The 24524-nt window shown below is 65.3% G+C and carries 12 protein-coding genes and 1 pseudogene; 6 read left to right on the plus strand and 7 right to left on the minus strand.

Going from position 1 to position 24524, the window contains the following annotated elements:
* The first annotated feature begins 2 nt into the window (after positions 1-2).
* Positions 3-737 carry a peptide-methionine (S)-S-oxide reductase MsrA gene (gene msrA / locus ACSQ9I_RS34180; protein WP_436316427.1) on the plus strand — a complete coding sequence of 245 codons (735 nt, stop codon included), beginning with the start codon at positions 3-5 and terminating at the stop codon, positions 735-737.
* Positions 738-1144: 407 nt separating this feature from the next.
* Positions 1145-1852, plus strand: a complete 708-nt coding sequence (locus tag ACSQ9I_RS34185; RefSeq protein ID WP_436316428.1) for a DUF4158 domain-containing protein — start codon at positions 1145-1147, stop codon at positions 1850-1852.
* Here ACSQ9I_RS34185 and ACSQ9I_RS34190 read toward each other — a convergent pair.
* The 5 genes from ACSQ9I_RS34190 to ACSQ9I_RS34210 all read right to left on the minus strand — a co-directional run bounded on the left by ACSQ9I_RS34190 (position 1839) and on the right by ACSQ9I_RS34210 (position 16539).
* Positions 1839-3239: an ISKra4 family transposase gene (locus ACSQ9I_RS34190; protein ID WP_436316429.1), complete on the minus strand. Its 1401-nt coding sequence runs from the start codon at positions 3237-3239 to the stop codon at positions 1839-1841. The two genes, ACSQ9I_RS34185 and ACSQ9I_RS34190, sit on opposite strands and share 14 nt — an antisense overlap.
* Before the next feature lie 312 nt (positions 3240-3551).
* Complete coding sequence (locus ACSQ9I_RS34195) at positions 3552-3896, minus strand: hypothetical protein (protein WP_436316430.1); 345 nt, start codon at positions 3894-3896, stop codon at positions 3552-3554.
* Between the two features lie 2 nt (positions 3897-3898).
* Positions 3899-14146: a hemagglutinin repeat-containing protein gene (locus ACSQ9I_RS34200; RefSeq protein ID WP_436316432.1), complete on the minus strand. Its 10248-nt coding sequence runs from the start codon at positions 14144-14146 to the stop codon at positions 3899-3901.
* A gap of 18 nt (positions 14147-14164) precedes the next feature.
* Positions 14165-15865: a ShlB/FhaC/HecB family hemolysin secretion/activation protein gene (locus ACSQ9I_RS34205; RefSeq protein ID WP_436312305.1), complete on the minus strand. Its 1701-nt coding sequence runs from the start codon at positions 15863-15865 to the stop codon at positions 14165-14167.
* 212 nt (positions 15866-16077) lie between these two features.
* The gene (locus tag ACSQ9I_RS34210; protein ID WP_436316434.1) at positions 16078-16539 is read right to left on the minus strand and encodes a hypothetical protein; all 462 of its coding nucleotides are present in this window, start codon (positions 16537-16539) and stop codon (positions 16078-16080) included.
* Positions 16540-16745: 206 nt separating this feature from the next.
* Here ACSQ9I_RS34210 and ACSQ9I_RS34215 point away from each other — a divergent pair, with 206 nt between their 5' ends.
* Both ACSQ9I_RS34215 and ACSQ9I_RS34220 read left to right on the plus strand, forming a co-directional pair.
* Positions 16746-17246 (plus strand): hypothetical protein, encoded by a 501-nt coding sequence (locus tag ACSQ9I_RS34215; protein ID WP_436316435.1) that lies wholly within the window; start codon positions 16746-16748, stop codon positions 17244-17246.
* Between the two features lie 53 nt (positions 17247-17299).
* On the plus strand, positions 17300-17641 hold the full coding sequence (locus ACSQ9I_RS34220) for an ATP-binding protein (protein WP_436316436.1): 342 nt from the start codon (positions 17300-17302) through the stop codon (positions 17639-17641).
* 51 nt (positions 17642-17692) lie between these two features.
* On the opposite strand, the gene relB is transcribed toward ACSQ9I_RS34220, so the two are convergent.
* Positions 17693-17896: a type II toxin-antitoxin system RelB family antitoxin gene (gene relB / locus ACSQ9I_RS34225; RefSeq protein ID WP_436316437.1), complete on the minus strand. Its 204-nt coding sequence runs from the start codon at positions 17894-17896 to the stop codon at positions 17693-17695.
* Between the two features lie 102 nt (positions 17897-17998).
* On the opposite strand from relB, the gene ACSQ9I_RS34230 reads away from it, so the two are divergent.
* Positions 17999-20911, plus strand: a complete 2913-nt coding sequence (locus ACSQ9I_RS34230; protein ID WP_436316438.1) for a Tn3 family transposase — start codon at positions 17999-18001, stop codon at positions 20909-20911.
* Between the two features lie 188 nt (positions 20912-21099).
* Positions 21100-21417 (plus strand): annotated as a pseudogene (locus ACSQ9I_RS34235) (Tn3 family transposase); the annotation flags it as partial.
* A gap of 200 nt (positions 21418-21617) precedes the next feature.
* On the opposite strand, the gene ACSQ9I_RS34240 reads toward ACSQ9I_RS34235, so the two are convergent.
* Entirely contained in the window at positions 21618-24518 is a 2901-nt protein-coding gene (locus ACSQ9I_RS34240) for a peptidoglycan-binding protein (protein ID WP_436316439.1), read from the minus strand.
* Positions 24519-24524: the final 6 nt, after the last annotated feature.

Here is a 24524-nt window from a genome sequence, read left to right on the forward strand (position 1 = left end):
ATATGAAGAATCCATCGAACCCCAGTTCGCCACGGCGTCTCGCACTTGCCGCGCTCGCGCTCCTCGGCGGCATGGCGGTGTGGCATGCCATGCCCTCGCTCGCAGCGGAGGCGGCCGTAGTCATTCCGGCGCCGGCGGAGGATCTGGCTGCCGCGCCAGGCGCGGCATCGGAGACGGCCGTGATTGCGGGCGGCTGCTTCTGGGGAGTGCAGGGTGTCTTCCAGCACGTGAAGGGCGTGACCAGCGCCGTGTCGGGCTATGCCGGCGGCGACGCAGCCATGGCCAAGTACGAGGCGATCGGCTCGGGACGGACCGGCCACGCCGAGGCCGTTCGCATCACCTACGATCCGCGACAGATCAGCTATGGACAACTGCTGCAGATCTACTTTTCGGTGGCGCACAACCCGACCGAGCTGAACCGCCAGGGGCCGGACAGCGGGACGCAGTACCGCTCGGCGATTTTTCCGGCGAATGCCGAGCAGGCGCGAGTGGCCAAGACCTACATTGCGCAGCTCGACAAGGCCAAGGTGTTCGGCAAGTCGATCGCCACCACCGTTGAGCCGTCGAGGACCTTCTACCCGGCGGAGGCGTATCACCAAGACTACATGACGCGCAACCCGCGGCAGCCCTACATCGTGATTAACGACCTGCCCAAGGTCGGCAACCTGAAACGCGTGTTCCCCGACCGCTATCGCGCCGAGCCTGTGCTAGTGGGCACCACCGGCACCTTGCAGTAGCGCAATCAACGCGTGAAGAAGATTCTCCTCCTCATCGTTTCGCACGCGGTCGTGGCGGCCCTGGGCTTCGGCGCGGGCATCTATGCCTTGCCCATCCTTGGGGTAGGCGTACCTTTTGTGTAAATCGGTGCGCTTTTCCTGGAAACCCAGCGTTCATGCGGGCTCCCCGCTCACGCCGCTTCGCCAAGCCATGATCGCCCTCCCCTGCCGGACGCCAAACCGCTACATTGACGCTCCGAACTGCCGACCCCAGCCATGCCGTCCTTCGCTCTGCGATTCGTCGGCCAGGAAGCCCTGCCTTCCAGGCTGAGCGAATTCGACCGCGAGCAATTTTTCGAACTCACGCCGGCGGACATTGCGGCGATCCGGGAGCAGTCCCGCAGCGACCACCGCCTGCCGTCGCGCTATTGGTCATGTTCATGCGCGTTGCAGGGCGCCCACTGGACGGCTTCAACGTACTTCCGCGAAATCTGCTGAGGTACACGGCGGCGATGGTGGGCGTCTCGCCGCCGTCGATCGCGGCGCTGCGCTCGATCTACAAACGCACCCAGACGCTGTTCAAGCACCAACTCTGGGCCAAGACTTACCTCGGCCTGCGCGACCTCGAGCAAGGCGAGGAGGACCGGCTGACCGACGCACTGCATGCTTACGCCCAGGAAGCGTCGCATGCGGACGACCTGGTCCAAACGGCGTGCCACTGGCTGTTCACCCGACGAATCCTGATTCCTGGACCACGCCGCCTGCTGGACTTGGCCCGTGACGCGTTCGCAGCCGTCGAGGCGCAAATCCTCGCCCACGTGAGCGCCGCGGTTCCGGCCGCGACGGTGCAGGAACTCAGCGCCCTCGCCTACAGCGTTCGGCCCGGGACGGATGCCACTCAACTTGAGTGGCTTAGGACCCCGTCTAAACGACATGGTCCGACGACCCTGGCCGAAACCCTCGAGAAGGTGCGCTTCCTCAAGGCGCTTGGAGCTCACACCTGGGACTTGAGCGGCGTCGCGCTGGCCAAACAGCAGGCCTACGCCCGGCAGGTGCAGTCGCGCCGCCCGGCCAAGACGCGTGAGATCAAGCCCACGCGCCAGTGGATCGAGCTCGTGTGCTTCATGCCATCTTGAGCAGTTCCGCGCCGCCGTATCGAGAATTTAGACGCGGCTTTGGCGGGCGCAGCGGAGTCGGCATTGCCCGCGGTTGCAGTTCGTCGTTGAGTACATGCACCCTGACCTGCGCCAGCAGGTGAGCTCCTTCATCAGACCAGCGCATTTGCCGCTGCTTGGCCATGCGGCTGCTGACGACCTGATTCACGGCGGACTCTGCGGTTGCACTGCTGATCGGCAGCCCCTTGCGATAGCGTCGTCCGTAGTTCACCAGGTAGCTCTTATTGGACCTGAGGTACCACCAGACCTTGCGTAGGTTCCACTGAAGAGCCAAGTACCGTTCCTCGGCCACCAAGCCGAATGCATCGTGAAGGCGCTTGAGGCGCGTCACCGCCTTTGGCGCCTTGCCGTGCCAAACCAACCACTTGGCTGACTTGATTTCCTGCATTATGGTCTCGCCATTCGGCGCAAGCAGGCCAGGATATTTGAGCGCTGTCTGCTCGATGGCACGAAACTTCATGGCGATATGGAACCAGTCCACGATGCGGCACAACGGCCGCCCCGTGCGCTGGACAGCCTTCTCGAATTCGCCGGCAGCATCGCAGAGGATCGTGACGCGCTCGTGCGCGCCGATACCGCTCGAGGACAGGAACCTATCCAGGCGCGCTGCCGCCGAGGGGACCTGGTTGTGCACGTAGGCGTAGAGCCGGGATCGACCATCTTCAAAGCACACCCGGCCCGCCACGAGATTGACGTGGCGAGCTTGGCGGGGTAGCGGATCGCAGTGCTTGAGCCATGCCGAATCCACTGCGACTGACGTCGGAGCCGCGCAAATTCGCGCAGCAAGCTGGTTCCCTGCTGCGGCCATGGCTGATGGAGCCTGCTCGGTTTCCAATGCCGCGCCGACGGCGCGAACCCGGCGCTTCATGCCACTGACGGAGATGACATCGGCAATAGGCAAGACCTCAGCCAGCAACGCCGTGGCCTGCGCATAGGGCAAGTGGGCGGCCCACTTGACTTGCAGGTATTCAAGTTCGGGCGTGACCCTCGTTGACAGCACTTCGACCATCGGACTGACAGACGCCCCAGGTCGCCGCCCTGCGCACGCGCAGCAGCGCAAGCGCGGACTTCTAACATCAACCAACCCGAAGACCGTGCGGATCTGGCGTTGATGCCATCCCTTGACTCCCAGTCTGACACCGCACCGCGAGCAATAGGAATGGGCACCGGCAATGGAAAGAGACTGCTCTGCAACGAAGTACTTCTGGGCGCTGGCGAGCAGCTCCTTACCCTCGGCCAGCGATAACCCAAGTGGGCTCGTGGTGGATTTACGTTCGATCACTGCGAGGCGAACAGGAGCGGTTTCCCCGAGATCGTCGATCAAACGGGCTTCGATAATCATTTGCATGGCAGCCTCCAGGCGAATGTGGCTTTGATTCTGCCGCCACTGCCCCAGTATGTGTGCTCCCGCTTTGGCCCGCTCTCGAGCACGCCGTCCGGCAGTTCCCATGTGGGCTCGACCGGACCATAGCTCGCATCGCCGAAGACGAACTCGGCTTCTACGAGATCCAAAAATTCGACCTTTTTATGGGGCTGAAACCCAGCATAAGGATTGTCGTAGCCGCACTCCAGCAGCGCTGCGCTAACTCCGTCTGGAGATACGCCATCCTTGCCCCATATGACCTCGCAACTCGTTCGCTGCTTGCCGTCGATGCGGTTTTCAGTTTTTAATTAACCACCAGCGGCAATGCACTTTTGGCTCGAGGCTCACAAACGCCTCCGATTCTGCCCCATTAAATCCCATAAGGACCCTCAAGCCACTCTCCCCGGAGATTCGGACGATCTCTATTTTTTTTACTCCTTCAGAGGAAAAATTTGCAATCTCCTCATCGCCATCCTTTATAGCGATTTGGAATGACTCAAGAACTGCACTGAATGAAAAATCTATTGATCGCGCATCCTCATCGTTTTTTTTCACATAGCGGCAGTGCGCCATCGTTGGATCGACGCTCGTCGGCTCCAACCCGAACTCTTCCAAAAATTCTTCAGAACTTGGAAAATCCATTTTTAACCTCCTCGACGGGGAATTACTGTACTAAGGGTCCGCGACCCGTCACTGCCCACTTGAAATGTCGTCTGAAAGTTCGCTGCCTTTCCTGACGGCCCCATGAACAATGAATCACGAACCTCAAAAGTACCGAATTGATTCGAAAATGTGCGTACGACGTTACCCTCGGTTTTCACAACTTGATTGAAATGCTGAATCAACAGACTGTACCCCTCAGGGGTGTCTGGCACACCTAGTCTCTTCATCTCAAGCGCAAGTTGGTTAGATCTTGCTTGGTTGTGTTCATTGCTGGTGACTCTGCCGAACAAATAGTCAAACTTACCGGGAGACACCTCAACCTTGATGGCCCCTCCTGCGTTCCCGGCATTGCTCGCAGTTGCTCCGATAGCCGCACTGCCGATGGCGTTCATCAGGCTGGGTACATCACCTGCCGCTGCAGAGGCCCGCGCAATATACGAATTGAGACCAATCAGATCAGCTTGGTCCGTGGTGACCCCTCTGGCCTTCATATCTGACCGCACTGCCTGCAGTTGCACCAACGAACCCACTGCGCACGTCGTATCGCCCGCCGCGCACTGATCGAAGGCCTTCATGGTGTTAATCGCAGTGATCGTCGTTTCCGCGCGATCGCTCACCAGCCGGTCGTAGCGATTGTTGACATCGTCAACGCAACTCTTCACCTTTCGACACACCTCGACGTTGCGATCCTTGGCCTCCTGCTCTTGCGGGTTCAATCCACCGAGATTCCGTGGATCGATCGCGTTCAAGCGATCCAGGCGTTGGTCGGCTTCGGTGTAGTTGAACAAGGTTGCCGTCTGAGAGTTGCGAAGCAGCTCGAGCGCGCGCGTGTACTCGCCATTGGCATTGTTCGCCACTGCCTGTTCCGTGGCTTGCAGGGACGCCCTCGCGGGATCGTTCTCGCGCTTGCCCGCAGCACAGTGCACGAGAAAGCAAGCGGCGTCCGTGAGTTGCTGCTCCAGCACGGGATCACCGTTCGCCAACTGCTTGATCTTGGCCTTCTCGTTTTCGTGCAGAAGACGGTTGTTGACGATGGCATTGTTGGTCACCATCGCGCCCAGGCCTGCATTCCCCGTGGCCGCGCCAACTGCGGCTCCCAACATGGTGGAGGCAGCCGTCAGCAGTTGATTGGACTCCTGGTTGGGTGTTCCATCCGTGTTGTAGCGTGGAATGCCCGCGTCTTTGAGGATTTGTTCCAGCTGCGGCATCAAGGCTTCATTCAGCGCACCGGCAACGGCGCCCGTCAACGCACTTCCGTCCCCGACCCTGGCCTGGATGGCTCCCGACAGCGCATGCAACGCAATCTTCGGTGCGCTGCCCTCGGCCCATCCCTGCCTTTGCGCTACGTCCCCGATGACGTTGTCGATCACGCTGCCTACCAGCTGCGATGCGCGCTGCTGGTCCTGGGCTTCCTGCTGCAGCCGCGGGATCTCCTTGGCCTGCTGCAGGGTCAGCGTGTTGATCAGCGCGCCGTTGGCCGTGGCCGGGTCTCTTGACGTCAGCGTGGCGACGTTGGCGTTGCTCTTGTCATCGACCTCCTTGACGCCCGTGCCCACGATCTTGATGGTGCCCGGGCTGATGACGCTCAGGGTCTGGCTGGTCTCGTTGTTGTTGCCGGGCAGGCCCTTGCCGCCGTTGAGGTTGGCCAACGCGGTGTTGGTTACGCTGCGGGCGGCATTGGTGGTGGCGCTGGTTCCAGCGCTGTAGGCATTCGAACCCGAACTGACGCTCACGCTGACACTCGTGCTGCTTGAATTCGTTTTCTGCTTGTTCTCCAGGTCGCTGGTGGTCAGGCTGCCTGTCGTGAAGCTGTTCCTGTCGACCGGCGCGGTGCTGGTGATGGCGCCGCCCTTCAGGTCGGTGTTGCCCTTGACGGTGATGTCGTAGCCGCCATTGCCCGCGACGATGCCGCTTTGGCCGGTGGCGCTCTGGTAGTTGTGGTTGACCTTCTGCTTGGAGTAGTCGACCGTCGCAGTGACGAACTCGCCGTAGCAGATGGGCGGAATGCACAGGCTGACGTTGACGCCAGCGCTGCTTTGCTGGCTCGCGTAGTTGGTGATGTCCTGCAGGCTCTCGATGTTGAGGTTGCCGCCGATGTCGGCCTTGACCGTGTCGCCGGCCAGCTGCGCGCCTCGCATGTTGAGGTCGCCGCCGCTCTTGATCTTCAGCGTGTCGGTCGCGGTGACGAGGGTGTTGTCATAGCGAACCTCGTTGCCGATCGACTTGCCCTGGTTGCTGCCGGCGTTGACCTGGATGCTGAAGCCGTTCTGCGAGCCGAAGCCGAAGGTGACGCCGCCGCCCAAGGAGCGGCCCGAGCTGTTGCCCGCGGTGGCGGCGGTGTTCTGGGCGGCGAGCAGGTTGATGTCGCGCTTCGCGTCCAGGCTGATGTCGCGCGCCTGCAGCTTGGCGCCGGTCATGTTGATGTCGGTCTCGCGGGCCGTGATCTCTATGCTGCCGGCCTGGATGTTGGTGCCGCGCTGGGTGGTGTAGCTCTCCGCGCTCGTCGAGCGTTGCTTGCTGCGCTGCTCGCTCACGCTCACGCCGAAGGCCGCGCCGGCGGGGTCGCCGCTGGTGCCTGCCGCGCTCAGGCCCTGAACGCCTTGGCCCAGTGCACCGTCGGTCGCGAGCTTGTAGGCGTCGTAGCCGGCTTTCAGGGCCAGCGCGCCCTGCAAGCGGCTGTCGTCGGTGTTCTTCGACTCCTGCGCCATGTCGTAGGCGCGCGTGATGGCGCCGCCGACCGTGCCGGTCAGCTGCGCGCCGATGGTGTGGTTCTTGACTTCCGCGCTGTGCGTGCTGCGGCCGCTGGAGGTGGCGGCGTTCAGGTTCACCGCATTGCCGGAGAGCGTGACCTTGTCTTTCGCGAGCAGATCCGCGCCTTCGGTCGTGATGTTGCCCTGGCCCGTTCCGCTGTATTTGGAATCCAGCCCGGCCACCATCGTGAGGTTGCCGCCGTTGGCGCTGAGCAGGCTGGTGACGGCCGTGCTGGAGTCGCCGGTGCCGTTCTCCGTCCCTCTGACATTCGCATACGCCGTGTGCCGCGGTGCCAGGCCGGGCTGGAATCCGAACGTCTTGTTGTTGTTGGTGCCGGCGGAGCCGGAGCTTTGAAGGTCCTGCGCGGAGAGGATGTCGATGTTCCGGCCGGCCGTGATGGCGATGTTCTTGTCGGCCAGCACGTTGCTGGCAATGACCTGCACATCCCGCCCGCCGTCGATGCTGACATTGCCGCCGCTGACCGTGCTGCCGACCTGCATGGTGCTGGTGCCGGCCTCGGCCCGGTTGTTGGAGCCGCTGCCGTAGCTGATGCCGCTGCCCCAGCTCGCCGAGTACCCCTTCTTGCTGCTGGCCGAGTAGCTGCTGCCGGCGCCCTGGTCTTGCGAGCTTTCGATGCGCACGTCGCGCCCGGCACTCAAGCTCAACAGATCCTGCGCGACGACGCTGCTGCCCCTGATGGCGAGGTTGTTGCCCGCCGAGATGACCATGTTGCCGCCGCTGAAGCTGCTGCCGATCGACGTGTTGTCGGCCTCGGAGCCGATGAGCGTCGAGGTGCTCTTGGAGAGGGTGGACTTCTTCTCCTCATGGGATGCGAACACCGTCGAACGGGTCGCACGCCCTTCGGTGATGTTGACGTCGTGATCGGCAATGACCGCCAGGGTTCCCTCTGCGGCAACGCCGGCGGCCCTGGCATTGATGTCGTTGGCGGCCCTGAGCGTGACGCTTCCACCTCCCACGATATGGCTGCCGACTTCCTGGCTGCTGGCTTCCGCGCGGAAGTTGCGCGCGTTGAAGAGCATCGTGCTGTTCCGTGCTTCGGTCACGGTGCCGAGGTTGATGTCGTGGCCCGCGTTGATCAGCGTGCGGCTGTCCTTGCCCGTGTTGGCAACGATGGCGCCGATGACGTTGATGTCATTGCCCGCGCTGGCGACCAGCGTGCCGCCGGGGTTGCTGACGTACACCCCCGCCACACGGTCGACGTTGGTCATGCCGGCCAGCAAACCCTTCTGCGTGTTGGTCGTCGTTTCGATGTTGATGTTGCGGCCGGCCGTCAAGACGGCGGCGTCGTGCGCGGTGATGCTGCCGCCGATATTGTTGAGGTCGTTCCTGGCATCGAGCGCGACGCTGCCTCCGGTGATGCGGCCGCCCAGGTTGTTGATGTTGTCGGCATTGATGGAGACCAGCGTGCGCCCGGCAATGGTGCCGCGGTTGATGAGGTCGCCCGATCCCGGCGCACCCTTGATGACCATCCGGTCGGCCGACAGCAGCGAGCCGCTGCCGTCGATGTCGCCGGGCTGCACCCGCACATACACCTGGGGCACGAGCACGCGCTGGGTGCTGCCGTCGGGGAGCGTCACGGTCTGCTCGACCAGCCACACGATGTCGCTGGTGAGCTGGGCCATCTGCTCGGCACTGAGTGCGACGCCCGGGCGCAGGCCATATTGCTGGGCGAAGGTGAGGCCCGCATTCATCAATGCAGCGTACTGGTCCTCGTCGTTGTAGTAGCCATCGAGATAGCGGTAGCCCGTGAGCTGGGCGATCTGCTCGCGGATGAGTTTCTGTTCGTAGAAGCCGTCACCCAGGCGCTTCTGCAGGAGATTGGGGTCCATGCCCAGTGCATTGAGCAGGTAGTCGCTCGACAGCCAATTGCGGTAGTTGGCGAAGCGCGGGTCGGTCTCGATGAGGTAGCTGCTGCCGGGGCCTGCGCGGAGACCGAACAGGCTGGCGCTCGGGATGGTGGTGTTCGGCGTGCTGGTGCGAACGACCAGCGCGATGCTGCCGCTGCCGGCGGTGCCCGATGCGCCATTGGCCGCACCGGCCGCGTCGGCTGTGCTGCCGCTGGTCCTGACGACCCCGCCGACGGCAGAGGTGACTTCCAGGACCGCGCCGGCCCGGCCATCGCCGCCGACGCCGCCGGCTGCCGCCGCCTGGGCCGCGACACTGACGGCGCGCGCCGCACCGGGTCCTTGGCCCGAGGTTTGGCTGGCAAATTGCTCGATCCGGTTGGTGCCCACCGCGATGGTGCGCACTTCCTGCTGTACCGGAATGACGAACGGGACCATGTTGTTGCCCGTGACGCCGGGCACGAGGATTCCGGTTCCGCCATGGTCGATCACCTCCTGTCCCGTCGTCGGGGTGTTGTCGACATTGGCGGGATCAATGGTCAATCGGCCGCCCGACAACACATGGCTGTCGCGGTTGTGCAGCATGCCGTCGATGGTCATGTCCCCACCCGACACGATGCGGCCGGGATCGGGCGGATCGACCGCTTCGTCGCGGTGCACGGTGTCCGTTCGCGTCATCACGGTCCAGCCCTTACCAGTGACGAGTTGACCGTTCTGGATCGTGGCCCAGTTCCTGGCGTTGTCCGTCGTGATGTACGCCGGCTCCCACGGCATCTCCACGCCCAGCCCGGTAGGAATGATGGTCACGGGATGCGCGGGGTCGCTCGGCATGGCCGCATAGTCCCGGCGCACCACTTGCATGTGCGCATCGGTGTTGTTGATGGCGCCGGCCGCGAGGCTCATGGCGCCGAGCGACTCGATGGTGGCACTGGCGTTGTTGATCGCGCCTGCCTTGCCGGTGGCGAAGCGGTTGGCGTCCAGCGCGCCGCCGATGTACATGTCGCCTACGCTGAAGATCAGTGCGTGCTCGCGGTTGTTGAGGGTGCCTGCGCCGATATCCAGATCGCCGCGTGCGGCGATCGAGCCGCTCCTGGTCTGACCGTTGACAGTTTCGACGTCGTTGTTGAGCGTGCCGGCCGAGATGGAGATGCGGTCGCCGTAGATACGCCCGGTGCCTACGTTGTTCAGCGTGCCGGCATTGATCTGCGTCTCCCCGCTGCTATCGATCAGGCCACGGTTGGTGAGCGTGCCGGCGGCATTGACGACGGTGTTCGTGCCGGTCATCTCCGCAGCGGAGGTGTTGTCGACGTTGCTGCCGCCCACCGTGAGCGTGCCACCTGCCAGCAGCTTGCCGTTGTTGGTGAGGGTGCCGGTGGTCGCGTAGGTTAGATTGCCGTTGGCGCTGACTTCCGCGTTGTTCACGAGGTCCTGCGTGAGCCTGATGCTCAGGTCTTGGCCCGAGACGGCTTTGCCATCTCCACTGAATGTCGCCGCATCGAGCTGCAGGCTCTTGTCGGCCACCAGCGTGCCGTTGGTGTTTGTGATGGCGAGCGTCTTCGCTGCCGGATTGGCCGCGTTCGTATCCTTGATCTGGAGCGCACCGACCGCCGAGATGAGGCCGGCTGTGTTGTTGACAGTGCCGCCGCTGGCGATGGTGACATTGACATCGGCGCGAATCGCGCCGGACGTGTTGTCGAGATAGCCCGCCCCGACGACAACATTCTTGCCCTCGATGCCCTGCTCGGTGCCCTGCGTGCTGGCGTTCGCCAGCGTGCCCGCATTTAGCGTCGTCGTCGCGAGCGAGCGGATCAGGCTGGCCGTGTTGTCGATGGCGCCGGCATCGATGCGCAGATCGCCCATCGCCTGCGTCTGGCCCCCACGGTTGTCGTAGCCGGCGCCGTTGGTGTTGATGGCCACCGCGCCCTGGCCGAGCACCACGCCGCCTACAGCGTTGGTGAAGGCCTGGGTGCTGGCACTCAATGCATTCTTCGCGCCGATGAAGCCGGCCGTGTTGTTGACGTTGCCGGTGACCAGCGTCAGCGTGTCGCCGCTGGTGATGCCGCCCTGCTTGTTGTCGTAGCTTGCGGCTGCGGTGTTGATGAGTGCCAGGCCGTTCGTGTCGATGCGCATCGCTGCGCCGGACTGAATCAGGCCGGCGGTGTTGGTGAGCACGCCCGATTTCAGGTCGACGCTCTGCGTTGCCGCCAGCGTGCCCTGCGTGTTGTCCAGCGCATTGCCGCGGGTGTCGACCGAGAGGCTGTTGCCGCCCACCTTGCCGCCGATGTTCACGAGCCCGCCGTTGGCCAGCGCGACGTTGCCGCCGGCTTGCAGCTTGCCGGTGCTGTTGTCGGTGATGCCTGCGGTGGTGATGCGCAGGTCGCCGTTGACAGCCGCGGTGGTGCCGCGCGTGTTGTCCAGGCTGGCGGCGTCGAGGGTGGTGTTGCCGTTGGCGGCCAGGGTGCCGTCGACGTTGGTCAGGGTACCGGCGACGGTCGCGCTGAGATCGCCGACCGCGGTGATACGCCCTTCGGCGTTGTTGTTCAGGCTGCCGGCGTTGATGGTTGTGTTGCCGCCGGCGCCGATCTCGCCCTTGCTGCTGTTGTCCAGCATGCCGCCGACCGTCAGGCCGAGGTTCGAAGTCTCGGCCGCGCGGATGGTTCCGGCCTGGTTGCTCAGACTGCCCGCCGCGACGGTGGTGTTGCCGTTGCTGGCGATGGTGCCGGCGTTGTTGTTCAAGGCACCCACCACCGTGATGCGTGTGGCGCCCGCTTCGCCCTGGACGATCTTGCCGCCCTGGTTGCTCAAGGCGCCGGCATCGATGGTGATCTGCCTGGCGTAGGTGCTGCCGCCGTCCTGGTTGAAGGCGCCAGCAACGTTGACGACCAGCGCCCCGTTGCCGGTGATCTGGCCGTTGGCGCCGCGGTAGCTGCCGCCGGCAATGCTCAGGGTGCCGCTGCCCGCGTGCTCGATCTTGCCGCCGGTGTTGGCGAAGCTCGCGGCCGAGAGGCTCAGGTCCTGGCCGTTGGTGGCAATGCGGCCTTGGGTGTTGTCGATCGCGCCCGAGGTGGCGATGGTCGTCGCGCTGGTGCCGGTCTGCACGATCTCGCCGCCGTGAGTGTTGGCGATGTTCGAGGCGTTCAGGTCGAGCTGGCCCGCATTGAGGATGCCTGCGTCGTTGACCAGCGTCTGGCCAGGTTGTGCATTCGCCGCCACGCTCAGCGTGCCCGGCGTGACGACCGTTGCACTGCTCGTCGTGACATTGCCCTGGGTGGCGGTCAGCGCAACGTTGGCGGCACTGGTGGTGCTGGAGGACAGGTCCATGCTCGCGCCCTGCAGCACGGCATCGCCCGCCGCAAGCTGGGTGCCTGTGGCCACCAGCGCGCCGGTGGTCGCCACGCGCAGATCGCCGGTGCTGCCGAGCTTGCCATCGGCCTGGATGCCGGCGCCCAATACCGCCTGTCCTGAGCTTGGCCTGTCCTGAGCTTGTCGAAGGGTCGAAGGGCTTTGCAGGCTGCCGGCGGTGACGGTCGTGTGGCGCCCGGCCGTGATGCTGCCGTCGTTGACGAGCGCGCCGGTGATGTCGATCGTGGTGTCGTTGCTGCCGCGCAGACTGCCGCTGTTGCTCAGGCTCCCCGCCTGGACCGACAGGTCCGTGGCCGCGCCGATCGTGCCCTCGGCATTGAGCAGTTGATTCGCCACCGTGAGCCGGGTGCCGGCGGTGGCCGACTGGATGCTGCCCTTGCTGTTGTTGAGCGACTGCGCGCCGAGGGCGACGCCCTGGTTGGCCAGCAAGGTGCCGGCGCTGTTGTCGAGGGCGCCGCTGGCGTGGGCCGTCAGGCTGCCTGCGGCGGAGACAGTGCCGCGCGTGTTGTCGAGCGAGCCGCCGGCGCTCAAGCTCGCATCGCCATTGCTCTCGAGCTTGCCGTCCTGGTTGACCAGGTCGCCGGTGGCGACGATGTTCAGGCTTCCGGCGCGCAAGCTCCCGCCGGTGTTGTCGAAGTGGTCGACGTGGGCGCTGAAGTTGTTCGCAACGTTGACCGTGCCGCCCACATTGCTGAAGCTCGGGCCGCTCGCGGCCAGGCTCGTCGTGCTGAGCGAGCCGCCGTTGTTGTTGACCTGCGGCGTCTGCAGCGTGATCGGGCCGCCTGCATAGATGCGCCCGCCGTCGTTGAGGATGGAACCCGCGGCGGTCATGCTGCCGGGTGCGGGAGGGACATAGGGCTGCGAAGGGGCTGTGCCGCCGCCGCTACCGGTGGCTGTGCCGCCACCGCCGCCCGTGCTCGGTGTGCCGGGGTCGGTGGTGCCGCCGGTGCCAGTTCCACCGGTGCCTGTGCCGGGGCTGGGTTGCGAAGGCGTTTCAGAAACCGGCTCCGCACCGATCACACCGCCCGCGGTGTTGCTCAGGCTCGGCCCCGCCACCGTCAGGCCGACGCTGCTGGTCTGGCGGATGGTGCCGCCGCGGTTGTCGATGTCGCCGCCTGCGCTGGCGAGTTCGACTCTCGGGCCTTCGAGGGTGCCGCCTGCATTGCCGAGCGTGCCCTGCGTGGCGATCTTGAGTTCGCCGCCGCTGGCGATGCGGCCGCTGTTGGCCAGGCTGTCGGCGTACAGGTTGGCACCGGCGCTGGCCTGCAGGGTGCCGATGTTCTCCAGCCGCCCGGCCGCGGTGACGATGAGCTGACCGGCACCCGCCAGGGTGCCCGCACCGTCCGCGGCCTGGATGGTGCCGGCATTGCGCGCGCCCAGCCCGGCCTCGGTGCCGACAAGCGTGATCTTGCCGGCGTACATGCCGCCGAGCTGGGCGACGTCGAGCGCGAAGGTGGGTGTGGGGCCGGTGCCTGTGGTCGGGCTGATCTGGCTCTGATCGGCAGAGACCTGGTTGGCCCCGGTCACCACCTTGAGCTCGTTGGCCCAGATCCCGGCATTGACCTGCACGGCGCGCGCGAGGATGGCCGCGTAGTCGGTGCGGCTCAGGTCGAGCCCTGCACCGTCGATGCTGATGGTGCCGCCGCGCACCACGAAGCTGTCGAGCCCGCCCTGCGCATTGAACTGCGGCGTGCCCGTGGTCAGCGTGGCTCTCGAAGCATTGATGAAGCCACCACCATCGACCGCGATGCCCGCCGGGTTGGCGATGATCACCTCGGCCCGCTGGCCGCCGACCTCCACGTAGCCGCGCAGCTGCGTCGGGTTGCCGCTCGTGATCTCGTTGAGGATGATGCGCGCCGGGCCTGTCGCCAGGTAGGGATTGCCTTGAACGAAGCCGCCCAACTGCGTCTGCACATCGGTGCGGCTGTTGTTGAGGATGGCGCCGTTGCGCTGAACGTCGAACTGGTTGAAGAGGTTGCGCGAGACGCCCGCTGCGCTGGGCGTCTGGATGTTGACCAGGGGCACGCCGTTGGGTGCCAGCAGCACCGTGGGCCGCAGGTTGGGCGCCACGCCCGGCGCGCCGACGATCTGCGCCGGCGCCGGTGAAACGGCGAGCAAGCCAGCGAGCGCTGTCGCCACCACACCCGAGGTCGCCCCCGTTGCCTTGCCCGCGCTCATGGCCGTTTCTTGCACGACCATGCGCATGCCACGCGCTGCGTTGAAGACGATGCGGTGAAGGTGCTTGTTCATTCTTCTTTCCTTGCCAGCTCAGAAACTGAAGTTCAGGTTGAATCCCGCGGTCGTCCTGGCGGTGCGGTAGCCCTCGGGCTTGCTGATCGGCGCGCCGACGAAGAGGTCGTAGTTCAGGCCCTTCCACGCGCCGCGCAGCCCGATCACGCCGCCGCTCAGGTGCCGCCCGGCCAACTGCTCGGTGGACAGGCCGCCCACGCGCCCGTAGTCGATGCCCAGGTAGAGCTCGGCGCCGCTCGCGCCCAGCGCCCAGCCGATGTCGTTGCGCAGCAGCCAGCCGCGCTCGCCCATCAGGCTCGATTCGCCGTCGAAGCCGCGCACGGTGTAGCGCCCGCCGATCGAGAAGCGGTCCTGCGGCGTCAGCGGCGTGCGGTTCCACTGGCCGCGCCACAGGCCCGCGTAGCGCAGCTTCTGCGCGCCGAGCTCGAAGGGCGCGTTGAGGCCCAGCTCGGCGCTGAGGAGCCTGAAGCGCGAGGTGCCTTCGCCGAACTGCTCTTCGGGCGCGCGCAGCGCGCCGAAGGCACCGGTGCCGCGCCGGTATGCGAGATTGGCGTCGAGCGTGGCCGGGCCGATGAACTCGCGGTGTGCGAGGCCCAGCTCCCAGCCTGCGGTCACGCGCCGCTGCACCTCGATCTCGGTGTCGTTGATGAAGTTGCGCGCGTTGCGCCTGAAGCCGCGCAGGCCGAGCGTGGTCTTGCGGCGCTGGTCGCGATAGACCAGGCGCGAAAGCTTGAGCTCTGCATTGCCCGACTCGCCGGCATAGACGTAGTCCTGGTCGGCACCCTGCACGGTCTGGTGGTAGCGGTTCTGCGAAGCGGTGGCGCCGAAGAGCCAGTAGCCATAGGGCACCGAGTAGTGCACGGTCTGCCCGCTGGTGCCCTGGCCGCTGTGGTTGAAGGCGTCGTGGTTCGCGCTGACGTAGAAGAGGTCGTTGAGTCCGAGCGGGTTGTCCCAGGCGACGGTGGCGCCCGCCTGCGTTTTGCCGGTGGCCTTGGTGCCGCCGTCGTCCAGGCTCAAGGTGGTGCGCAGCGGGAAGCGCTGGCTGTACTTCACGACCAGGTCGCTGTCGCCGGGGCGGGCACCGGCGGCCTTGGAGGGCTCGATCTGGATGTCGGCTTCGGCGGTGGGTGCGCGCTTGAGGTTCTCCAGGCCCTGCTCGATGTCGCGCAGGTTGAGCAGTTCGCCGGCTGCACCTGCTTGGGCCGGGATGGCGCTCGCGAGGCTGGTGCGCGCATCGCTGCCTTCAGCAAAGCGGATGGCGGCGATGCGCCCGGGGATCAGCGTGAGCGTCAGCGTGCCCTGGCTCAGGTCCTGCGGCGCCGCGAGCACGCGGGTGGTGACGTAACCGCGCGCGACGGCGGCCTGCTGCAGCCGGGTCAGGACGATGTTGACGCCCTCGGTGCCGAGGCAGCGGCCCAGCGGGTCGTCGCTGCCGTCTTCACCGGCAGCGACGGCGAGGAGGCCCTGGAAGTCTTCGGCGAGCTCGCCGTCGAGCACGATGCGCTCGATGCGAAAGCACGGGCTTTCGTCCTTGGCCAGGCGCCGGGTTTCGGGCTGCGCTGCGGGCTGCAGGCGGCTGTCGACCGCGCGTTCCTGCTGCTGGCGCAGCGCGCGTTCGCGTTCCTGCTGGCGCTGTTCCTCGACGAAGGGATTGGGCGCCGAAGGCAGCGGCGCCGTCTGCGCCTGGGCCACTGCCGCCGCGGCGCCCAGCACGGTCATCGTCCAAGCATTGCGCCGCAAAAAAACGGCGCGCGTTTTCTCATGGGCCTGTGGCCCTCGACCTCCCCTGAATACCATCGCTGACCCCGGCACCTTCTTCTTGTTGAGGCGCGCATTCTGGCGGCCATGCTCGAGGCTTCAAGCTGCGCGGCAAGAATCTCCGCGCTTTCGTGACCGAATGCGCAGCGATGCGATCCCGCGTGGAAACTCGCTTAAGTCGTTCGTGTTATTGGAAAGCATCCAGAAGTTGGGGATGTGCGGTGCAGCAGAAATCGACCTTTTGGGTGGAAATCGGTGCGCGTCTGGGTAGAAAGTTCCGTCACTGAAGATTTGCTGCAGTGCACATCCCCAACTTCTGGACGCTCTCCAAGGAGGCGATTGCCTGAACCAGAGGCCCGTCGTGACGCGTCCTCGCGCTCCCCGAGACTGTGGCCCTCGTTGATCAGCAGGCGCTTGCCGACGGCATAGCGATAGATCCACTTCAATGCGACCGTCTCTGCGAGGCTCTCGGCTGCGTCCTCCGCAGCGCGGAGCTCCTCGGCCAGGCTCATGACGCGGTGGCGGGCAAAGCTATGGACGGTGCCCTCGAGGTTGGGGCCCAAGGCGGCAAGCTGATCTTTGGCGCGAACCAGATCAGCACGAATGACGGTGACGGGGCGACGATCGTCTTCCATGTCGTTCTCCTTGTCTGACACTGAGTTGCAGCAACCTCAGATTGAGTTCTGTTTGATTGACAAAATGGCTCTCGCTTCGTCTTGAGCTGGCGGGCGGCACCGTCGGGCACTTCTCTGCCGAGCGACTTCGGTCGGTCTGCAGAGCTCATTTCGTGGGTAAGAGGCCACCACCACGTAACAGAGAAGCGGCGTTGGACAATCGCCCCATGACATCGATCTCCAATCGGCTTCTCGTCGACGCCGTGCTGTGCGTCGAGCGCATGACCTTCAAGGAACGCGAGCAACTTGCCGACGAAGTCCACGCCCGACAGCCCAACCTATTCTTCTCGGTGCTCGTCCTTCAGCGGTATGGCGCCACCCTTGTGCAAATCGAGGTGGTTCTGAACCTGCTACTCACCTTTTATGAGGCGATGAAGATCAGCGGAAGAGCCTGGCCGGTCATCTCCGAAGTCGTTCAAGAACGTTGCCTGAAGCGCATCTCCGCACGCGTGCGCTTCATCGAGGACCTGACGCCGCAGCATCAAGCGCAAGCCATTTCGGACGCTATCGCGGACCATCCCGAGCAGCAGTTGCTCGCATACGTCTTCGGCAAGTTCGGGGAGCACGGCCTTCTGGGCATCGAATCCGAGACGGAAAAGATGCTTATGCTGGCGGCGCTGAACTTGGTTGAGTGCATCGCGGAGACAGCGCCGAAATCAACCCAGTGAGGCTGCATATCTACAGAAGGGTGCCAACCGGCCCACGTTGCGGGTCACGGAACATGTCCAACTACCAACTCCACCGTATGGTGCTGATCAATGCCGGTTCCAACCAGCACGTTCCCAGCGGGCGGATCACTTCCGTGGACCCGCGCGGCGGCGCTGCGGTGCTGGGCGAGAGCGGCGTAGGCAAAACAACAACGCTGCGCATCCTTCCGCTGTTCTTCGGCCATCTGCCCAGCCAGATCGTCGCCAGTGGCCACGGCCAGGAGCCCATGATCCGCTTTGTGGTCCCCACGGACGCCAGCGCGATAGCCTTTGAATACCAGCGCGGCACCGACGCGGAGGAGGACCGACGCCTGGCGGTTATCCGCGCGCCGCGCGAGGATCGTCTTGTTCGATGAAGTCGAAGATCCGCTCCCGGTCATCCATCGCCAACGGCGACCACTCCAGCCTCACGCCTTACCTTCACCCGCTTTGAGCAGCGCAGCTGCGCGGCGCTTGGCGAAATGCGCTTTGACTTTCTCATGCGGGACGGCGGGGCTCGGATCATCCAAGGCCTCCTGCACCTTGGCTCGGAACCAGGCGTCATGGGCCGCAGCAGCAGCAGGGGTCGATTTGTTTTCGGTGTCAAAACTGACGGTTCGGATCTCGAGCAACGGCGCGGGGTCGGTTCGCTAAGTCGTTGATTTCGCGAGCATTGCTGTTCACTTCGCTGCAGCGTATCGTGTCCGGCCCTCGAACTGCGAAGGAGCGCGGCAATGCAAGGCTGGCAGACGTCCTACCTCGGCCTGCGTGACCTACCGGGCGAGCTCAGCGAGTTCGAGCTACAGGCGTTCTTCAGCTTCAGCCCCGCCGAGCGAGAGTTGATCGCGCGGCGCCGCAGCGATAGCCTCAAGTTGGGCTTGGCGCTGCACATCGGTTTCGCGCGCATGAGCGGGCGGCCGATGAACAGCGTTCGAGCCGTGCCGCCCGCGTTGCTGCGCCACCTTGGCCGCGAGCTCGACATCGCCGCGCCCGACCTGGTTTCGCTGCGCGCGCTGTACGCCCGCGGGCGCACCCTGTTCGATCACCAGCAGCAAGCCTGCGAGTGCCTGGGCTTCCAATGGATGACTGAGCACCAGCGCCGCGCCCTGGTCCGTGTGCTGCGCGACGAGGTGGCGCACTGCGTCGACCGCGAGCGGCTGCTCGTCCTCGCCCGGCAGTGGCTGTACAACCACCGGCTGCTCATCGTTCACGACCGCGTCATCCGCGCCATGGTCGCGGCTGCTCTTGTTGAACTCGAGGCGGCCACCGCAGAGCTCATCCTGACCAGCGTGCCTGCCGCGATCGGCAAGCGCTGGACATCGGCGCTCAATACACCGCGTCCGGACGGCGAGCACTGCCAGAGCTGGCTGTGGAGTGCGCCGGCCAGGCATTCCACGCGCCAGATCACCGAGGTCCTGGAGCGCATCGCGTTCCTGGTCGATCTTGGCGTCGATCGGCATCTGGGCGATCTCAATGACGTGCTGGTGCGCCGTTACGCCCGGCGCATGGCCGGGCGACCCCCGTCCGTCAGCGCCAGGATCAAGGAGCCGGCACGCACGCTCGAGGTGAGCTGCTTCCTGCGTTACTGCCTGCTCACGGCCACCGATCAGCTCATCTTCATGTTCCAGCGCCGAGTGGCCGACCTGTGGCGCCACTGCGCCGACGGTGTTGCCGCCTCCGTGGATTGGGCAAAGCAATACCAGGAGCTGCTGCTGCAGCTCTCCGAGCTCGCGTCCCATGACACTGTTCCCGATGCCGAACTTCGCTCACGCCTGCGTGAGATCGTCGCGGCCAAGCGCGCCCAGCGTCCGCCGAGTCGAGCATCAGTCATCCGGCAACGTCTGATCGACGCCATCGCGCCCGTGCGCTCGCTGCTGGTCGGCGTGAGCCGGCTGCCCTGGCAGGCCACCGGCGAGCATCCCGCGCTCGATGCGTTGAACAAGCTGCGAGCCGGGTACGCCGCCGGCGCCAGGCGCCTTCCAGCCGGGGCCACGGCGCCACGCCTTGGCGCAGCCTGGCGCGCAGCCATCGCCGACCCTGATCGCGAGCGTGCCTTCAGGGCGCTGGAGGTCGCCACCCTCCTCGCGCTGCGCCGGGCGGTGCGCAACGGCTCGGTCTGGATAGAACATTCGCTGAGCTTTCGCGGCCGGCAGCGACTGTTCCTCCCCGAGGAGCGTTGGCAGGCAGAAGCTCGGCGTCACTACGCCAGGCTGCAGCTGCCAGCCAAGGCCAGCGAGTTCCTCGTCCCGCTACTCGCACGCGTGCTCATCGGTGTCGACGCGGTGGCGGCCGCCGCGCGCTCTGGCGATCTGCGCGTCGACGACGAGCTGCATCTGGCGTCATTGGCCGCGGATGAAGAGGATCCTCAAGCCACAAGGCTGCGCAGCCAGCTCGATCAGCGCATCGGCGAGGTGCAACTGCCCGAGGTCATCCTGGCCGTGGATGCCCAGGTGCGGTTCAGCTGGATCATGCTCGGGCGCGAGCCGAGGACGGGCCAGGAACTGCTGATGGCCTATGCCGGTGTCCTCGCGCACGGCACCAGCCTCACGGCCGCCGAGTGCGCGCGCATGATCCCGCAATTGTCGGCCACCAGCATCCGCCAGGCCATGCGCTGGGCCGGCGACGAGCGTCGACTGGCCCAGGCTTGCCAGGCGGTGTTGGAGTTCATGCAGCGCCACCCGATCGCGGCAACCTGGGGCCGAACCGATCTGGCCTCCTCGGACATGATGAGCCTGGAGACGAGCCGGCGCGTGTGGCAAGCACGCCAGGACCCGCGGCGCCAGACAGCTTCCATCGGCGTATACAGCCACGTGCAAGACCGTTGGGGAATCTTCCACGCGCAGCCAATCGTGCTCAATGAGCGCCAGGCGGGTGCCGCCATCGAAGGTGTCATTCGACAGGAACGGATCGAGACGTCCCAACTCGCTGTGGACACGCACGGCTTCACCGACTTCGCGATGGCCCTGTCCCGACTACTGGGCTTCGACCTGTGTCCACGGCTCAAGGAACTCAAGGAGCGGCACCTCTTCGTGCCACGGGGCATGAAGATCCCCCAGGAGATCGCTGCTGTCTGCCAGGCCAGCGTGGACACCACGCTCATCGAAGCCCATTGGGACAGCCTGGTGCACCTGGCCGCCTCGGTGATGTTGGGCCATGCCAGCGCAGTGACCGCGCTGGCCAGGTTCGGCTCGGCAGCCCGGGGAGACCCGATCTATGACGCCGGTGTACAACTGGGCAAGCTGCTGAGGACGGCGTTCCTGGCCGACTACCTCGTCAACGTCGGTTTCCGGCGCGAGCTGCGACGGGTGCTCAACCGCGGCGAGGCGGTGAACGCGCTCAAGCGCGCAATCTATACCGGCCGCGTCGCACCGACCCAGGCTCGGCGTGCGGACGAGATGCAGGCCGTGGCGGACGCGCTGAGCCTGTTGGCCAACATCGTGATGGCGTGGAACACGGCGCAAATGCAGGCGGTGCTGGACCGGTGGGCCAACCGGCGCCAGATCGTGCCGCCGGAGTTGACGGGGCGCATCGCGCCGACAAGGCTGGAGGGCATCAACCTGCGGGGCGTGTTTCGCTTCCGCGTCGAGCGCTATGCGGCGCAGCTGCTGCCGTCACAAACTGCAGGCAAAACAAGGGCCAGCGGCTGAAATCGACCTCTGGATGAGGCGCCCTGGAGAGCCAAGCGAGGGGTAACAGAAACTCGTGTAGCGACAAGGACTTGCGAGCGCCACCAGCGCGAAACCCGCGCCGATGCTCATCGGTCGAAGCGTCACTTTTTGCACTGAAATCAAATGGACCCCTGGTGGAGCGACTCAGCGCCCTCGCCTACAGCTTCCGGCCTGGGACAACGGCCACGCAACTGGAGTGGCTGAAGACTCCATCCAGCCGCCCCGGACCGAGCACGATTGCCGAGACTCTCGAGAAGGTGCGCTACCTCAAAGCGCTCGGAGCACATACCTGGAACCTGAGCGGCGTAGCGCTGACCAAACAGCAGGCCTACGCCCGCCAGGTGCAGTCGCGACGCCCAGCCAAGACGCGTGAGATCAAGCCAACGCGCCAGTGGATCGAGCTGGTGTGCTTCCTGCGGGTCACCCTGCTCGAACTTACCGACGTCGCGCTACTGCAATCGAGCCGACGCAGCCAACAGCTGTTTGGTTTTCCACCCGCCCTTGTTTTACGCCCCAGGTTTGGTTGCGCTTCGAATCAGCGGCCCCGCCAGGCGATATCACGCCCAGTGCCTTGAAGACCGCGCCGACCAGGCGGCAGCTGTGGGTCGCTCAGAAGAAGAACATCGCGCAGTTCGGTTGCGCATCCATTCCACCACCAGATCGCGCTGAACCCAACCTGAGCAGCCTACGACGTTGGCAACGGCACGCTAGCTTGAAGCATTGTCTCCAGCCGCGTTGCGTAAACTGCGATCTCTGCTGCGCGGTCGATTCCATTGATGATGCGCCGCGCATTCACGTAGTCGAGCTCGGTCGCGTTGATGTACTTGGAGAGCGATCGGCCGGTGAAGATGCCATGCCGCATGCCGTGCGACATGATTGCATAGGCGTTCTCCGGATCGAGTGCGAGTTCAGGATGGATCTCCAGTCGCCGCCCGAGCCCGATCGCCTGCCCGACCTCCAGATAGTTCTCGCGCCAGGTCAGCTGAACATAGCCGCGGCCATAGTACGTGTTGTCGACGGGATTGCCGTGTTCGTCGGCAACGCTCACCGGTATGCCGTAGGGACGACCCTTGCCCTTGCCGAATTCTTCGATGGGCAGCCACGTGTCGGCGCACTCGTGCTTCGTGGTGGCGAGCATGTAGGCGGCCCAGCGCAGGTCCGTGATGGCGCCGTCCCCGGCCAATGAAGACAGCAGGGACGCCAGGCCCGATCGCTGCGGGGGTGAGAGCAATCCGAAGCTGAACTCATACATGTCGATTGCGGAATCGACGTCGATTCCTTTCAGCCGCACCGTGGCCGGATTGTTCGAGATCAGGCCACGGATCCAGGCCGGGGTGCTTGCATCCAGCGGAAGGCCGGCTGTGCTGTAGCCCAGGCGCTTGCCGATGATGCTCCAGGTCGCAGGACCGACGATGCCGTCGACGGTGGCGCCATGTTCGGTCTGCAGTCTGTTCACCGCGCGCTCGGTCGCCAGGTCGAACTCGAGCTTGTCGTCCAGCAGCGGCGTGAGTTTCATGCACCGGTTCAAGCATGTCTTCAACAGCGCCATCCACGACCCGCTGTCACCGAGCCGCGCGAGATAGCGGCGTGCGGCCGCCACTTCGGCGCCGCCCGTCATTCCGCGCATCAGCGCGCGTGCTCCCGCGCCAGAGCGGAATTGCGGTCGGGTGATGTCATGGAGCCGCAGCAGCAGTCCGGCCTCCGGCAGTCGCGTATTGTCGGGCCCGAGCCCGAAGAAGACCGATCCCTGCTGTCGAAGGAAGTCCCGCTGGCGTTGGAGGCGTGCGCTGTCGAGCACCGACTTGCGGATGATGTATCTGACCTTGCCCTGCGGGTCGAGAACGACGGTGGCGCCACCGAAAAAGTCAAAGCCGGGGGTGTCCTTCCCGGTGCTTCCGACGAAGCGTCGCTGCGTGATCTCGGCGATGAGGTCGAACACCACCTGCCCGCTGGGCCCGACGCGACGCGACGATCGGACCGACTCGACGACCGGCAGGGCGACTTCGTCGCCGCTGAGAAGGGGGTCGCCGTTGGCGGCCAGACCGAACTCGGCGCGGTAGTCCCGGTCGGCGGCGAGTTGACCGAATGCGCTGGCTTGGCGCAACGTCTCCTGCAGATCCGCTGCACGGCCGGGGTCTCCGTCGAAGCGCAGCTGGGCAAAACTCAGCTCGGGTTCCGGCGGCACCTGGCTTTGCGGCCCACGCCAGCGCAACGCATCTTCCGACAGGCTCTGCACGTTGGCCGGATAGATGCGGCGCTTCGCGAACGCATCTATCCATGCCTCGCGGTAGCCCCAGGGGTCATCGGGCACCAGGTCGAGATCGGCAGAGATGACAGCGCGCAGGAACTCGCCGAAGGTGATGTCCACCGGCGGGCAGTAGTCGATGGCCCGTATGCAGATCGCGAGGAACTGCGACGCCAGGCTGCAGGCGCGCTCCGTGAGCTGCGTCGCGAGCAGTTCGGAGATCTCCCCTGGAGGCAGGACGCCGGTGCCGTCGGTCGACAGCCGGAGCAGCGACGCGGTCTTGCGCTGGTAGACGCAGTTGAAGGCGTCGAACACCGCCGCGACGAGAATCTCGCCGCGTTGATGGGGCTCGACGGTGTCTTCGTAGCGGTGCTCCTCGGCATTGACCGCACTGCGCAGGGCACCGGTCGCATTCATCGCCTGCGCGAACTGGGCGGCGATGTCCGTCAACAGCTTCGCGATGGAGAGCTCGCCGCGGGAACCACGGATCGCACGGCCGACGACATCCCGGTATGAGAAGCGCTGGAAGATGGCGATCAGGTCCGCAAAACCCTCGTGGAACGCGAGGACGTCGATGTTGGATGGATGCAGGAAATGCGACCGCAGGCCGTCCAGCAACGCATGCGACATCTCGTGCACGAGCACGTCGTGCGAAAGACACAGCGAGATCTTTCCGCGCGGCACATTGCGACCCGTGACGGTCGAGCTTGCCATGAAGCTGCCGAACCGGAGCTCCCCGCGCCCGGGATCGTAGAACGCGTTCTGGAGATCGTCGATGCTGGGACGGATGTGCAACCGCGCGTCGCCGTCCACCAGGCGCCGAAATCCCCACGCCACCTCCCGCCCCAGCGCCTGCTGGAACGTCGCGTAGGTCGTGCTCGCCACGGCGTAGGCCATCTGCCGGCGGAACTGCGGATCTTCCGGTGATGGACGCCTGCCTTGCTGCATGAGTACGAAGGGGTCTTCCAGATCGAACGGCTCCGATGACTCGTCCTGTTCAGTCGACGCGTCATCGACGATCTCGAGGATCGCGCCGCGCAGCCCCCGCGCGGTGGTTTTCACGGGCTCGTACGGCACGTTCACGATCGCGTGGGCGCCGTCCCTCACGGAGGCCGAGGGGTCGAGCGCATAGATGCGCAGCGGCCGATAGACCGGATCGCCCGGCCGCCGGTCGTAGGTGTGGTTCACGGCGCCGCCCGAGGCACGCGGGCCGATGACGAAGTCGGTGCCTGGATTCGCCCGGCCTCTGGGCAGGTCGGCGGCTCGGAGCTCGGCACTCCCTGTGCGGCTCTGCGCCGCCGCGGCGCTTGCCGCAGGCGTGCTTGGCGGGCGCATCTGCATCCCTCC

Source organism: Variovorax sp. LjRoot84 (assembly GCF_964254305.1).
GTDB lineage: Bacteria > Pseudomonadota > Gammaproteobacteria > Burkholderiales > Burkholderiaceae_C > Variovorax.